This is a genomic window from Serratia sp. Sp408 (assembly GCF_057180665.1).
Genome location: NZ_JBXUFT010000001.1, coordinates 1,111,988 through 1,126,175, shown reverse-complemented (window position 1 = coordinate 1,126,175; position 14,188 = coordinate 1,111,988). Strand labels below are relative to the sequence as shown.

Annotated in this window: 14 protein-coding genes; 12 read left to right on the top strand and 2 right to left on the bottom strand. The window is 56.0% G+C overall.

The annotated features are described in order from the left end of the window. Window positions 1-25 precede the first annotated feature (25 nt). From AC2AXP_RS05335 to AC2AXP_RS05315, 5 genes are all read left to right on the top strand, one after another. Window positions 26-964, top strand: a complete 939-nt coding sequence (locus tag AC2AXP_RS05335) for a metal ABC transporter substrate-binding protein (protein WP_004963718.1) — start codon at window positions 26-28, stop codon at window positions 962-964. Next, window positions 961-1,851 carry a manganese/iron ABC transporter ATP-binding protein gene (locus AC2AXP_RS05330; RefSeq protein ID WP_004963720.1) on the top strand — a complete coding sequence of 297 codons (891 nt, stop codon included), beginning with the start codon at window positions 961-963 and terminating at the stop codon, window positions 1,849-1,851. The genes AC2AXP_RS05335 and AC2AXP_RS05330 overlap by 4 nt, the downstream gene beginning before the upstream one ends. Next, a complete protein-coding gene (locus AC2AXP_RS05325) occupies window positions 1,851-2,717 on the top strand; it encodes a metal ABC transporter permease (RefSeq protein ID WP_004963723.1) in 867 nt (288 codons plus the stop codon). Before AC2AXP_RS05330 ends, AC2AXP_RS05325 begins: the two co-directional genes overlap by 1 nt. After that, on the top strand, window positions 2,717-3,598 hold the full coding sequence (locus AC2AXP_RS05320) for a metal ABC transporter permease (protein WP_484381458.1): 882 nt from the start codon (window positions 2,717-2,719) through the stop codon (window positions 3,596-3,598). The genes AC2AXP_RS05325 and AC2AXP_RS05320 overlap by 1 nt, the downstream gene beginning before the upstream one ends. Before the next feature lie 185 nt (window positions 3,599-3,783). Continuing rightward, complete coding sequence (locus tag AC2AXP_RS05315; protein ID WP_198774025.1) at window positions 3,784-4,650, top strand: fructosamine kinase family protein; 867 nt, start codon at window positions 3,784-3,786, stop codon at window positions 4,648-4,650. A 48-nt stretch (window positions 4,651-4,698) separates the two neighbouring features. Here AC2AXP_RS05315 and AC2AXP_RS05310 read toward each other — a convergent pair whose 3' ends face one another. After that, on the bottom strand, window positions 4,699-5,259 hold the full coding sequence (locus tag AC2AXP_RS05310; RefSeq protein ID WP_004963732.1) for a YniB family protein: 561 nt from the start codon (window positions 5,257-5,259) through the stop codon (window positions 4,699-4,701). A gap of 194 nt (window positions 5,260-5,453) precedes the next feature. Here AC2AXP_RS05310 and AC2AXP_RS05305 point away from each other — a divergent pair, with 194 nt between their 5' ends. The 6 genes from AC2AXP_RS05305 to AC2AXP_RS05280 all read left to right on the top strand — a co-directional run bounded on the left by AC2AXP_RS05305 (window position 5,454) and on the right by AC2AXP_RS05280 (window position 11,674). Further along, complete coding sequence (locus tag AC2AXP_RS05305; RefSeq protein WP_484381457.1) at window positions 5,454-6,725, top strand: HdeD family acid-resistance protein; 1,272 nt, start codon at window positions 5,454-5,456, stop codon at window positions 6,723-6,725. A gap of 66 nt (window positions 6,726-6,791) precedes the next feature. Next, window positions 6,792-7,457, top strand: coding sequence for a hexitol phosphatase HxpB (gene hxpB, locus AC2AXP_RS05300; protein ID WP_004963738.1), 666 nt, complete (start codon window positions 6,792-6,794; stop codon window positions 7,455-7,457). Window positions 7,458-7,710: 253 nt separating this feature from the next. After that, entirely contained in the window at window positions 7,711-8,547 is an 837-nt protein-coding gene (gene kduI, locus AC2AXP_RS05295) for a 5-dehydro-4-deoxy-D-glucuronate isomerase (RefSeq protein ID WP_004963741.1), read from the top strand. A gap of 33 nt (window positions 8,548-8,580) precedes the next feature. Next, window positions 8,581-9,342, top strand: coding sequence for a 2-dehydro-3-deoxy-D-gluconate 5-dehydrogenase KduD (gene kduD, locus AC2AXP_RS05290; protein ID WP_004963744.1), 762 nt, complete (start codon window positions 8,581-8,583; stop codon window positions 9,340-9,342). A 208-nt stretch (window positions 9,343-9,550) separates the two neighbouring features. Then, window positions 9,551-10,099 carry a metal-dependent hydrolase gene (locus AC2AXP_RS05285; protein ID WP_004963747.1) on the top strand — a complete coding sequence of 183 codons (549 nt, stop codon included), beginning with the start codon at window positions 9,551-9,553 and terminating at the stop codon, window positions 10,097-10,099. Between the two features lie 183 nt (window positions 10,100-10,282). Then, window positions 10,283-11,674, top strand: a complete 1,392-nt coding sequence (locus AC2AXP_RS05280; RefSeq protein WP_004963749.1) for an L-cystine transporter — start codon at window positions 10,283-10,285, stop codon at window positions 11,672-11,674. Between the two features lie 93 nt (window positions 11,675-11,767). On the opposite strand, the gene kdgR is transcribed toward AC2AXP_RS05280, so the two are convergent. Further along, the gene (kdgR, locus tag AC2AXP_RS05275) at window positions 11,768-12,559 is read right to left on the bottom strand and encodes a DNA-binding transcriptional regulator KdgR (protein ID WP_004963753.1); all 792 of its coding nucleotides are present in this window, start codon (window positions 12,557-12,559) and stop codon (window positions 11,768-11,770) included. A gap of 203 nt (window positions 12,560-12,762) precedes the next feature. Here kdgR and AC2AXP_RS05270 point away from each other — a divergent pair, with 203 nt between their 5' ends. Further along, complete coding sequence (locus AC2AXP_RS05270; protein ID WP_198774028.1) at window positions 12,763-14,154, top strand: MFS transporter; 1,392 nt, start codon at window positions 12,763-12,765, stop codon at window positions 14,152-14,154. Window positions 14,155-14,188: the final 34 nt, after the last annotated feature.

The following is a 14,188-nucleotide window of genomic DNA, read 5'->3' as shown; positions in this document are numbered from 1 at the left end:
TTCATTTAAACAAGGAGAAGTCACCATGCTACTGAAACCGAACGCATTTCCCTTTGAGCAACGCGCAACACGATGGCTGCGCCCGTTTGTTCTGCCTGGACTGCTGCTGGCTGCCGCGCTGTTCAGCCACCCTGCGCTGGCCGAAAAGAAACTGCGCGTGGTGACGACCTTCACCATTATTCAAGACATTGCGCAAAACGTGGCCGGCGATGCCGCCGTGGTCGAATCCATTACCAAACCCGGCGCAGAAATTCACGATTATCAACCCACGCCGCGCGATATCGTCAAGGCGCAGCACGCGGATCTGATCTTATGGAACGGCATGAACCTGGAGCGTTGGTTCCAGCGCTTCTTCGAAAATATCAAGCAGGTGCCTGCGGCGGTGGTTACCGAAGGCATTACGCCGCTGCCGATCCGCGAAGGGCCGTACAATGGCAATCCCAACCCGCACGCCTGGATGTCACCCACCAACGCCCTGGTATATATCGATAATATTCGCCAAGCGCTGGTGAAGTACGATCCGGCCAATGCCGAAACCTACAATCGCAACGCCAAAGCCTATGCAGAAAAAATTGCCGCGCTTGACGCCCCGCTGCGTGAACGACTGTCGCGTATTCCGGCGGCGCAGCGCTGGTTGGTGACCAGCGAAGGCGCGTTTAGCTACCTGGCGAAAGATTATCAGTTGAAGGAAGTCTATCTGTGGCCAATCAACGCCGACGAGCAAGGCTCACCGCAGCAGGTGCGGCGGGTTATCGACGCGGTGCGCGCCAATAACATTCCGGTGGTGTTCAGCGAAAGTACCATTTCCGACAAACCGGCCAAACAGGTGGCAAAGGAAACCGGGGCCAACTACGGTGGCGTGCTGTACGTTGATTCGCTGTCTGCCCATGACGGACCGGTACCGACATATATAGACTTGCTGAATGTAACCGTGCAGACCATTGCCAAAGGATTTAATCAATGACCGCTGAGGCGTTTGTCCGACCCGAATTGAACGTCGATGATGTCACCGTCACCTACAACAACGGCCATACCGCGATTTACGACGCCAGCTTCTCACTCACCGGCGGCGCCATCTGTGCCCTGGTCGGGGTGAACGGCAGCGGCAAATCGACGTTGTTTAAAAGCATTATGGGGCTGGTGCGCCCCACTCACGGCCGCGTATTGCTCAGCGGCAAACCGATTGCCGATGCGCTGAAGAAAAACCTGATTGCCTACGTCCCACAAACGGAAGACGTTGATTGGAACTTCCCGGTACTGGTGGAAGATGTGGTGATGATGGGGCGTTACGGCAAGATGAATTTTCTGCGTATTCCTTCCAAAGACGACCGTCAGCGCGTGGATAACGCGCTGGCGCGCGTCGGTTTGAGCGAGCTGCGCAAGCGGCAGATCGGCGAGCTGTCCGGCGGGCAGAAAAAACGCGTATTTCTAGCCCGGGCGCTGGCGCAGCAAGGCAGCGTACTGTTGCTGGACGAGCCGTTTACCGGCGTTGACGTCAAAACCGAAAACGCAATTATTGACCTGTTGCGCGCGCTGCGCGACGAAGGCCACCTGATTCTGGTTTCCACTCACAATCTGGGTAGCGTGCCGGAATTCTGCGATCGGGTAATACTCATCAACCGCACGGTGCTGGCCGCAGGCCCGACCGAAACCACCTTCACCCAGAGCAATCTGGAGCTGGCGTTTGGCGGCGTGTTGCGCCATATCAACCTGTCCGGCCCGGATCTGCACGACGATAACGATCCGCGTACCGTTACGGTGCTGACCGACGACGAACGGCCGGCGGTATTTTACGGTCACACCAAAAGCGATCCACCAGCGCAAAGCCAGCCAAAGGAGAAACAATCCTGATGCTGGAGATTCTGCTGCAACCCTTCAATTACAACTACATGGTCAAAGCCATTTGGGTCAGCGCCATCGTCGGCGCCGCCTGCGCGTTCCTGTCGGCCTATCTGATGCTGAAAGGCTGGTCACTGATGGGCGATGCCCTGTCACACTCGGTGGTGCCTGGCGTTGCCGGCGCTTATGCCTTGGGGCTGCCCTACGCCGCCGGCGCATTCTTTACCGGCATGCTGGCGGCGCTGGCAATGACGCTGGTACGTCACGTTACCCGTCTGCGCGAAGACGCGATTATCGGTTTTATCTTTTCCACCTTTTTTGCCGTCGGGCTGCTGATCGTCTCGCTAAATCCGACCTCGGTTAACGTGCAGTCGATTATTTTTGGCAATATCCTCGGCATCGCCGATGAGGACGTGCTGCAGGTAGAGATTATCATCGGTGTCTCACTGGTTATTCTGTGCCTGCTGTGGAAGGACCTGCTGGCAGTATTCTTCGACGAGAGTCACGCGGTGTCGATTGGCCTGTCGCCGCTGCGGCTGAAAATCCTGTTCTTTACCCTGCTCAGCGCCTGTACCGTTGCGGCATTGCAAACCGTTGGCGCCATTCTGGTGATCGCCATGGTGATCACCCCTGGCGCAACCGCCTATTTACTGACCGACCGCTTTAGCCGACTGGTGATCATCGCTATCATTATCGGCGCGCTGACCAGCGGTATCGGCGCCTATTTAAGCTTCTTCCTTGATGGAGCCACCGGCGGCGTGATCGTCACCCTGCAAACCGTGGTATTCCTGCTGGCGTTTGTGCTGGCACCGAAACATGGCCTGCTGGCGAGCAAACGTCGGGTGGCGCGCGCTGAACACCACGGGGAGGAAGGCTGATGGAAATGTTATATCAATGGCTCAGTGAGCCCTTCGCCTATCCGTTTATGCAACGGGCGATCGTGGCTGCCATCGTCACCGGCGTGGTGTGCGCGGTACTGTCATGCTATCTGGTGCTCAAGGGCTGGTCGTTGATGGGCGACGCCATTTCACACGCCGTACTGCCTGGAATCGTACTGGCGTTCGTTCTCGGTATTCCCTTGGCCATCGGCGCGTTTCTCTCCGGTATATTTTGCGCACTCGCCACCGGTTATCTAAAGGAGAACAGCCGGGTGAAGGAAGACACGGTGATGGGCATCGTCTTCTCCGGCATGTTCGCCTTTGGGCTGGTGCTTTTTTCGCGAGTGGATACCGATCAGCACCTGAGTCACATTCTGTTCGGCAACATGCTCGGCATCACCGACGGCGAACTGAAACAAACGCTGCTGATTGCCGGTATTACGCTGGCGGTGGTGCTGCTGAAGCGCCAGGATCTGATGCTGTACTGCTTTGATCCCAGCCATGCACGGGTAATTGGCCTGCCGGTCAAACTGCTGCATTACGGCTTGCTGTGCCTGCTGGCAATGACCATTGTCGCCTCGTTGCAGGCGGTGGGGGTGATTCTGGTGATCGCCATGCTGATAGCTCCAGGGATTATCGCCTTCCTGCTGTGTCGCAGTTTTGACCGCATGCTGCTGGTCGCCACCGTGGTGTCAGTGTTTTCCTGCGTGCTCGGCACCTTGATAAGCTTTCATATCGATGGTGCAACCGGACCATGCATCGTCATCGTACAGGCCGTGCTGTTCGTCATCGCCCTGCTCTACAGTCGCATTAAACCGTTACAACGTCACGAAGGTGCGCTGCTGGATGATAAATCCCGCTCGCGCGCTCCCCGCGCCTAGCAGTAGGAAAAACTAACCTCGGCACAGGAGTATTTAAATTAATCAATAGCGTATATACTTTGACCAGATGTGCGATTGTGACAAATACGCCAACGGTAACGCACGGCTGTGCGCCATATCGTGTTTTCACCATGTCAAAGACGCTAAGCTAATGAAACAGCAGGCAACACAGAGGGGGGAATACCATGTGGCAAGCCGTTAGTCGTCTGTTAAGTGAACATCTTGGCAACGCAGAAATCCGCCAAAGGACTGAACTGCCGGGGGGCGAAATCCACCCGGCGTGGCGCGTGAATTACGGTGACAGCGAAGTGTTCGTCAAGTGCGACGCCCGCGAGTTGCTGCCTATTTTCACCGCCGAAGCGGATCAGCTGGCATTGCTGGCGCGTAGCAAAACCGTGCGCGTGCCGGCGGTCTACGGCGTCGGCAGCGATCGCGACTACAGTTTCCTGCTGCTGGAATACCAGACGCTCAAGCCATTGGATGCCCACGGCGCCCATTGTCTCGGACAACAGCTGGCACGTCTGCATCAGTGGAGCGAACAGCCGCAGTTCGGCCTCGATTTTGATAACGATCTTGCCACCACACCGCAGCCCAATGCCTGGCAACGCCGCTGGGCCGAATTCTTTGCCGAACAGCGCATCGGTTGGCAGCTACAGCTGGCGGCGGAAAAAGGCATGACCTTCGGTGATATCGATGAACTGGTCGACATCGTCTACCTGCGTTTGCAGAACCACCAGCCACAGCCTTCCTTGCTGCATGGCGATGTGTGGCCAGCCAACTGCGCAATGACTGCCAACGGCCCAATGCTGTTCGACCCCGCCTGCTACTGGGGCGATCGAGAATGCGATCTTGCCATGCTACCGTTGTACCCGGAACTGCCGCCGCAAATATATGATGGCTATCAAAGCGTTTGGCCGTTGCCCGCCGACTTTATCGAACGTCAGCCGCTGTATCAGCTCTATTATCTGCTCAATCGCAGCAACCTGTTTGGCGGCCAGCACCTGGTCGCAGCGCAGCGCGCCATCGACAGCCTGCTACACCCTGAACCATAAAAAAGGGCCCGTGACGGGCCCTGTTTTTACCTGTCGCGAGCCCGTCGATCAGGCGCCGCCGGCCAGGCTTCCCAGCAGTTTGATGACAAAATAGGCCACCACCGCTATCACGATGGGCAAAATATACAGCGGGAAATATTGCAAGAAAATGGTGTGGTGCGGCAGTGTAATACGCTGTTCCAATTGAGCACGCGTAAGCCCTTCACTGCCCTTGGCCTGTTCAAGGATCAACTGATCTTCCAGACGTTCGCGGATGAACTTCACCTGTCGTGACATACGCGCGCCGGAAGCGCACAGCGCCAGCCCGACAAAGATAAGGAAATAGATAACGATAAACATCAGGTTGCCGCCGCTGAACAGGCTTTTATCGAGATTCGGCACCGGCGAGTTATACCAGAACAGGTTAAGAAACGGTGTATTGAAACGCACCATATCCACCATGACATGCACAAAGTCCAGCATCACCGCATTGATGCCTTTGGTTTTCTCACTGTGTTGATAGATAAAGTTGAGCAGTGAAATCAGCGTCGACAGCAACGCCGGGATGAATACCAGCCATCCCAGGATACGTTTAATGATGGCAATACGCCCTGCCTGTTGATACGTCATGGATTCCCCTTGTTAGCGACGCAGCCGTAATGGCCTAAGTCTACCCGTTGTTGCCGGGCTGCGCCCACCGTTTTCTTTACACAGATCGGGTGGAATTATCCGATATCAACAGCTTAGCGTCTAAGTACGACGACAGCGCTGTTTTTTCGCATCGCGTTATACTGTTATCCCAAGGCATTATAAAAGGAACGATAATGATTCGGCTGATCGTCTTGTTGCTCGGCGCCCAGGCACTGCACCGGCAACGTCGCGCTTTACAGCTGTTTGGCTGGTTTTGGATCATCGTTGGCGTACTGATGCTGATCGATGTGTTGCAGGACGGGCGTTCACTGCTGGCGCTGGATGCGTTGGCGCTGATGCTGGCACTCGAGGGGGTGGTGGCCATCTCGGCGGCTTTGGTGATTGGCGGCAGCGGCCGGCCGGTGCTGCTGAAGGGCCTCGGGTTTATTTTTATGGCATTTCTGGTGCTCGACGTGCCGGCCGACGGCAATATCGTTTCTAGCGTGGTATTCGGCAGCGCGTTGCTGCTGGACGGCGTGGTGCGCATCGCGTCCTCAACCGTGATCCAGCACAGCCGCTGGAAGATTGTCGCCCTGGCCGGTAGCGGCGAACTGTTACTGTCGCTGATGATCTTTATCGGCTGGCCGGCACCGCATCGCATGACGGTGCCCTTTTGCCTTGGCCTGATGATGATCCTCTCTGGCTGGGCTTTGCTGCGCATTTCGCGCCGCCTGATGCACTTTACCCTGAATCGACAAGATACCGAATCGCCGTCACACACGGCTACCCAGCCGCTGACGGTATATGTCTGGACCCCACTTGGCACGGCGAAAGATGCACGCCGTCGCTATATCGTTGACCGTTACATTGCCGCAGTCGATGGTTCAGGCGTGATCTCTACCGGTCATGCGGCGCTGGAACGGGCTCCTGATATCTATATCAGCCATTATCCGCGCGATGAAATCGATCGGTCGGCACAGGACTTTCGCCGCTTGCTGCATGCCGGGGAGCAGAATAACGTCGCCGGCCGTTTTCTGCCCAGCTTGCAACAAGAAACGGCCGAATGGTGCCCACCGGACAAACACATTCACTTCTGCCGCTATAACTCCAGCGCTCTGCTCGCCTTCTGGCAGCACTACCGCCAGGACGATACCTACAACTTGACGCGACGCAACTGCTCAACCACGGTGATTAGCGCGCTGGACAGCGCACTGGAAGGCGTACTGGGCGGCCGACAGCTATGGCGACGCTTTCTGATGTTGTTGCTGGATCCTAACCTGTGGGTGTTGGCGATGTTGCGCAGCCGCGGTGAAAGCATGACCTGGACGCCGGGGCTGGTGCTGGACTATACCCGCATGCTGAAACAGGTGACCGAACGCCAGGATCAACGCTGGCTGCTGAAATTACGCAAACTGGCACAGCGTCTGGCGGCAATTCCCCGTAGGCAGCGGCGGCAAAAGTTTTAGTCACATCGGCGACAATGCTACAGTAAGGTCAATATTTCCTTATGGCGCCCGCAGGAGTGACCGCTAATGGCCTATTCGCAACAGATTGAAAGCGCAATTTTTGATATGGACGGCTTACTGATTGACTCCGAGCCGCTGTGGCTGCAGGCAGAGCTGGATATTTTCGGTTCGCTTGGCCTCGACCTTTCCGATCGGCACAATCTGCCGGACACCCTGGGCCTGCGTATCGATCTGGTGGTCAAGCTATGGTATCAGGCCATGCCATGGCAAGGCCCTTCGCTGGAACAGGTATCGGCACGCATTATTGAACGCGCCATTGAACTGGTGCACGAAACGCGCCCACTGTTGCCGGGCGTGCAGCAAGCGCTTGAACTGTGCCGCTCCCAGGGCCTGCATATTGGACTGGCGTCTGCCTCGCCGCTGCATATGCAACAGCAGGTACTGAAAATGTTTGAACTGGAACCCTATTTTGATCGGTTGGTTTCGGCGGAATATTTGCCTTACAGTAAACCGCACCCGGAAGTTTACCTGATCGCAGCCGAACGTCTGGGCAGCGATCCACTGCGCTGCATTACGCTGGAGGACTCGTTCAACGGCATGATCGCTACCAAGGCGGCGCGTATGCGTTCGATAGTGATCCCGGCACAGGAATACCGCCAGGATCCGCGCTGGGCATTGGCAGATCACCAATTGTCGTCGCTCGAGCAGCTGACGCCGGCACACCTGAGATAATCCCCCCGCCTTCCTATGATTTACTGCGCACTGCCGACCAGGCAGTGCGTTTTTGCCTTGTCGGTCAAAAACCAAGACCGCCGTCAAAATTAAATAAAACATTATTTCATTTTTATTGAATTCGCATACCGACCACCCTATGCTGTCGCCATAACAGAAAGCGCCGGGTTGTCGGTCGCCGCTGTCACTGCCACGCAGCGTCACCGTTTACCCGGTGCTTTCTTCCTGTCACTTCAGCAAGCGAGGCATTGAGATGGACGTCCGTCAAAGCATTCACAGCGACCATGCTAAACAGCTCGATACCGCCGGATTACGCCGCGAATTTCTGATCGAAAACATCTTTGAGGCCGATCGGTACACCATGACCTACAGCCACATCGATCGGATTATCGTTGGTGGAATCAAACCGGTGAATAAAACGGTCAGCATCGGCGACGAAGTCGGTAAGCAACTGGGCGTCAGTTATTTTCTGGAGCGCCGCGAACTGGGCGTGATCAACATCGGCGGTGCCGGTACCATCGAGGTGGATGGACAGCGCTATGAGATTGGCAATCAGCAGGCACTGTATGTGGGTCAGGGTGCCAAACAGGTTGAATTCAGCAGCGCCGATGCCCGTCGCCCCGCCAAGTTCTACTACAACAGCGCGCCAGCGCATACCGCGTATCCCAACCGGAAAATCACCTTGGAGGAAGCCTCGCCGCAAACGCTGGGCGATAACGCCACCAGCAATCGCCGCACCATCAATAAATTCATCGTGCCGGACGTGCTGCCGACCTGCCAGCTCACCATGGGCCTGACCACGTTGGCGGAAGGCAATCTGTGGAACACCATGCCCTGCCACACCCACGAGCGGCGTATGGAGGTGTATTTCTATTTTGATATGGACCAGGACACCGCAGTATTCCATATGATGGGACAACCACAGGAAACCCGACATCTGCTGGTACACAACGAACAGGCGGTGATTTCACCGAGCTGGTCAATCCATTCCGGCGTTGGCACCAAACGCTACACCTTTATCTGGGGCATGATTGGCGAGAATCAGGTCTTCGGCGATATGGACCACGTCGCCGTCAGCGACTTGCGCTGATCCCCCCTTTTCGAACCACGAGAGAAGCTGGCTATGATTCTAGATTCCTTTGATCTAAAAGGTAAAGTGGCGCTGGTGACCGGGTGTGATACCGGGCTGGGCCAGGGTATGGCAATCGGGCTGGCGCAGGCCGGTTGCGATATCATTGGCGTTAACCGCAGCGATCCGCAACAAACCCGCGATCGGGTCAGCGCGCTGGGGCGCCGCTTTCTGACGCTACAGGCCGATCTGAGCAGCGTGGCGGTGATCCCCAGCGTACTGGAACAGGCCATTGCCGAATTCGGCCGTATAGACATTCTGATCAATAACGCTGGTATTATTCGCCGCGAAGATGCAATTAACTTCAGCGAAAAAGACTGGGATGACGTGATGAATGTGAACATCAAAACCGTGTTCTTTTTGTCGCAAGCGGTAGCACGTCAATTTATCAAGCAGGGATCCGGTGGCAAAATTATCAATATCGCCTCCATGCTGTCTTACCAGGGCGGTATTCGCGTACCGTCGTATACCGCCTCAAAGAGCGCAGTGATGGGCGTAACCCGCCTGCTGGCCAATGAGTGGGCCAAACACGGCATTAACGTCAATGCCCTCGCGCCTGGCTACATGGCCACCAACAATACTCAACAGTTGCGCGCCGATGAGGAACGTAATCAGGCGATTCTCGATCGTATCCCTGCCGGCCGCTGGGGACTGCCGCAGGACATGATGGGGCCGGTGGTGTTTTTGGCGTCAGCCGCCTCTGATTATGTCAATGGCTATACCGTGGCGGTCGACGGGGGCTGGCTGGCACGGTGATCCCCCGCAACATCATTCCGACCAGGGCTCCGCATGGAGTCCTGGTTGCTTGCCGCAGGGTCATCGCATCACCGGCAGCGCGGAAACTGTCCAACTCATTGTAAATTCGGCGATTTAAACAATTAGTTACAGCGTCACCCATTCCATTACTGTGCAAATCCCCATATACTGGATAAATTACCAGTTTACCAGCCGGAATTGCAACAGCATGACTGCGGAAGGACATCTTATTTTTTCTGTCGCTTGCGCGATCTTCGCCAAGAAAGCAGAAGTGACACCGGTGCTGGCCAACGGCGACTGGTGGCATATCATACCCGCAGCCCTGCTGACGTCTTTATTACCGGATATCGATCATCCCAAATCGGTACTTGGCCAACGCTTGCGCTGGGTAGCGATCCCTATCGCGCGGGCCTTCGGCCATCGCGGCTTTACCCACAGCCTGTTGGCTATCGTCGGCGGCGTGATGCTGTTTAGCCTCGATGTACCACGCAGTTGGCCTATTCCCCCCGACGTCTTGCATGCCATGATCATCGGCTACTTCAGCCATCTGCTGGCTGACATGCTCACCCCCGCCGGCGTCCCCCTGCTATGGCCTTGCCGCTGGCGTTTTCGTCTGCCGCTGCTAAATTCACAAAAGGGCAATCAGCTGGAACGTGCCCTGTGTCTTTGTCTGGTCGCGTTCGCCATCTACTGGCAAGGGGGTTGCACCATTCCGGTGCAGTCGTATTTTGAGCAGTTGAAAAATATTAGACTGTGATCACGAAATATCGGCGTTTTTATATCCATATCGGCGATTTATTAAGCAAAAAATTACTGTGAGTTATATCACATTCGATTTGGATATAAGGGTTGCGCCGCGCAAACTGATACCATATCGACATCGCTACATCGTGGTGCGTAGCCATTTTTAAACTATAAAAAAGATATTGGAGACACGGGGATGAATCTACCGCTCGTAATTAACGTGCTGGTTTTTGTCGCCCTCCTTTTGCTGTTGGCGCAAACTCGCCATAAGCAATGGAGCCTGGCAAAAAAAGTTCTGGTCGGTTTGATGGTTGGCGTGGTATTTGGCCTCGCATTGCAACTGATCTATGGCGCAGACAATCCATTACTGAAAGAATCTATCGGCTGGTTCAACATCGTCGGTAACGGCTATGTGCAACTGCTGCAAATGATCGTTATGCCACTGGTGTTCGTCTCAATCCTGAGCGCCGTCGCCAAACTGCATAATGCGTCATCGTTGGGTAAAATCAGCGTGCTGACCATTGGCACACTGCTGTTTACCACGCTGATCGCCGCGTTGGTCGGGGTGCTGGTGACCAACCTGTTCGGCCTGACCGCCGAAGGACTGGTGCAAGGTACGCAAGAAAGCGCGCGTTTGTCGGCAATTCAGAGCAACTATGTCGGTAAAGTGGCCGATCTGACGGTACCTCAGCTAATATTGTCGTTCGTGCCGAAGAACCCGTTTGCCGATCTGACCGGGGCCAGCCCAACCTCAATCATCAGCGTGGTGATCTTCGCTGCCTTCCTTGGCGTCGCCGCACTGCAATTGGTGAAAGACGATCAGGCCAAAGGCCAACGCGTTCTGAATGCCATTGACACGCTGCAGTCCTGGGTGATGAAACTGGTGCGTCTGGTGATGAAACTGACCCCGTACGGCGTGATGGCGCTGATGACCAAAGTGGTCGCCGGTTCCAACATTCACGATATCATCAAGCTGGGCAGCTTTGTGGTCGCCTCCTATCTGGGGCTGGCGATCATGTTCGCGGTACACGCGCTGCTGCTGTCGTTCACCGGCGTTAATCCGGCCAAGTTCTTCCGCAAGGTCTGGCCGGTGATCACCTTTGCCTTTACCAGCCGCTCCAGCGCCGCCAGTATCCCGCTTAACGTGGAAGCGCAAACGCGCCGTCTGGGTGTGCCAGAGTCGATTGCCAGCTTCTCCGCCTCGTTCGGTGCCACTATTGGCCAGAACGGCTGTGCCGGCCTGTATCCGGCCATGCTGGCGGTAATGGTTGCCCCTACCGTCGGTATCAACCCGCTGGATCCGTTATGGATCGCCACGCTGGTTGGCATCGTCACCCTCAGCTCCGCCGGCGTTGCTGGCGTGGGCGGCGGCGCGACCTTTGCCGCGCTAATCGTGCTGCCGGCAATGGGCCTGCCGGTGACGCTGGTCGCACTGCTGATTTCGGTTGAACCGCTGATCGACATGGGTCGTACCGCGTTGAACGTCAGTGGATCTATGACCGCCGGCACCATTACCAGCCAGTTGATGAAGCAAACTGACAAAAGCATCATGAACAGCGAAGACGAAGCGGAACTGGTTCACCAGTAACCTTGCCCGTAGCAATAAAAAACCGGCGATTACGCCGGTTTTTTTATGTCTGCCTGTCGCTCGTTGATCATCGGCGATGAGAGCATCGCACCGTCAGAACGGATAATCGTGATAACCCTGCTGTTGAGAGATAATACGCGCGGCGTTATGTAACTGCCGAACGTAATCGGATTTCGCATCTTCCGAAAAACGAATGGTCGGGAAGGAGATGCTCAGCCCGGCAATCACCACGCCAAAACGGTCGAACACCGGTACCGCAATGCAACGCAGCCCTTCTTCCTGCTCTTCGATATCCTCGCCAAACCCTTGCGTGCGAACTTTATCCAGCACTGGCAACAGGTCCGCGGCGCTGGTAATGGTATGCGGGGTACTGCGGGTAAACTCCACCTGAGACAGAATATCGTTCACCTCTGCACGGTCACGCCATGCCAGCAGCACCTTACCGATGGCGGTACTGTGCAACGGATTACGCCGGCCGATGCGCGAATACATGCGCAGATTATACAGGGAGTCGATTTTATGGATGTATACGATGCTGTCTTCATCCAGCGCACCCAGGTGAATGGTTTCACGGGTGTGGTTGGACAACTCACGCATCTGAATGTCGGCGCTGCGGATCAGATCGACATTTTGTAACGACTTGGCGCCCAGTTCGAACAGTTTGAGGGTAAGAGAATATTTTTCCGATTCTCCCTCCTGCGCTACATAACCCAGCGACTTCATGGTTTGCAGGAAACGGTAGACGGTGCTTTTAGACATCATCACCCGCTGAGACAGTTCGGTAATGCCGATCTCGCGCTCCTCGCCCAGTGCTTGCAAGATACCGAACACCTTGAGCACCGATGAAACAGAATCCGGTTGTTTATCTAGATCTGCGTTAGCCATGGTCAATCCTACTCACCTATTTCTGTTTTAAGAAATTTGAACAAGGGTTTCAGTATAAGCGGAACAATCCGCGCTATGCAATGGATGCCAAGGAATAATCTGCTACTCATCGACGTTTACAATTGTCGGATAAATGGCAGATGAATTCGGCAACAAAACTGTTAGCATGGTCACCTTCTCTGAGTTTAATAATTCTCCATACTATGACGCGTTCCAGCACCGACGGTTTACCCGTCCCACAGCGCTACGGGGCGATCTTGGCCATTGCTCTCGGCATTACCGTTTCCGTGCTCGATGGCGCGATCGCCAACGTTGCGCTACCGACCATTGCCCGCGATCTCAACGCCAGCCCCGCCAGTTCAATCTGGATTGTCAATGCCTATCAGTTGGCGATTACCGTATCGTTGCTGTCGCTGGCTTCGCTGGGCGATTTGATTGGCTATCGGCGCATCTATCAGGCTGGCCTGCTGGTGTTCAGCATTACCTCGCTGTTTTGCGCCCTGTCCGATTCACTACTCAGCCTGACCATCGCCCGCGTATTGCAAGGCTTTGGTGCAGCGGCGATCATGAGCGTCAATACTGCGCTAATCCGTATTATTTATCCGCAGCGCTTTCTTGGCCGCGGCATCGGCATCAATTCGCTGATCGTCGCCTTCGCATCCGCCGCCGGTCCTACGGTGGCAGCGGCGATCCTGTCGCTGGCATCGTGGCAATGGCTGTTCGCCATTAACCTGCCGATTGGCATTGTCGCCTTGCTGCTGGGTATGCGTTATTTGCCAGCCAACGGCCAGAAGAGCCGCCAACAGCGCTTTGATCCGCTTAGCGCGGTGATGAACGCCTTGACGTTCGGTTTATTGATCACCGCCATCGGTGGCGTGGCGCAGGGGCAAAGCCCATGGCTGATTGCCGCCGAAATGGCGGCGCTGTTGCTGATTGGCTTTTTCTTCGTGCGCCGCCAGCTGCGCCAGGAATCTCCGCTGCTGCCGGTGGATTTGCTGCGTATCCCGATCTTTGCGCTGTCGATGGGCACCTCCATTTGTTCGTTTGCCGCACAAATGCTGGCGATGGTGTCGCTGCCGTTTTTCCTGCAAGGCGCATTGGGGCGTGACGAAGTGGCTACCGGGTTATTGCTGACGCCGTGGCCGTTGGCGATTATCGTCATGGCGCCGCTGGCCGGACGCCTGGTGGAGCATATCCACGCAGGTCTGCTGGGCGGTATTGGGTTGTCGGTGTTCGCACTCGGGCTATTCCTGCTGGCACTGTTACCGCCGAACCCGCACGATCTGGACATTATCTGGCGCATGGCATTGTGCGGCGCAGGTTTTGGGTTATTCCAGTCACCAAACAACCACACCATTATTTCCTCCGCACCGCGCCACCGCAGCGGCGGCGCCAGCGGCATGCTGGGCACGGCACGCCTGCTGGGGCAAACGACCGGCGCTGCGCTGGTGGCGCTGATGTTCAACCTGTTCCCCACCAGCGGAACCCACGCGGCGTTGATTCTGGCCGGCAGCTTCGCCACCCTGGCCGCCATGGTCAGCTGTCTGCGCATCACGCAATCCCCCGCCGGCACGGTTGAACCCAGCGCCAAATAGCAGGCATAAAAAACCCCGGTTAACCGGGGGTTTT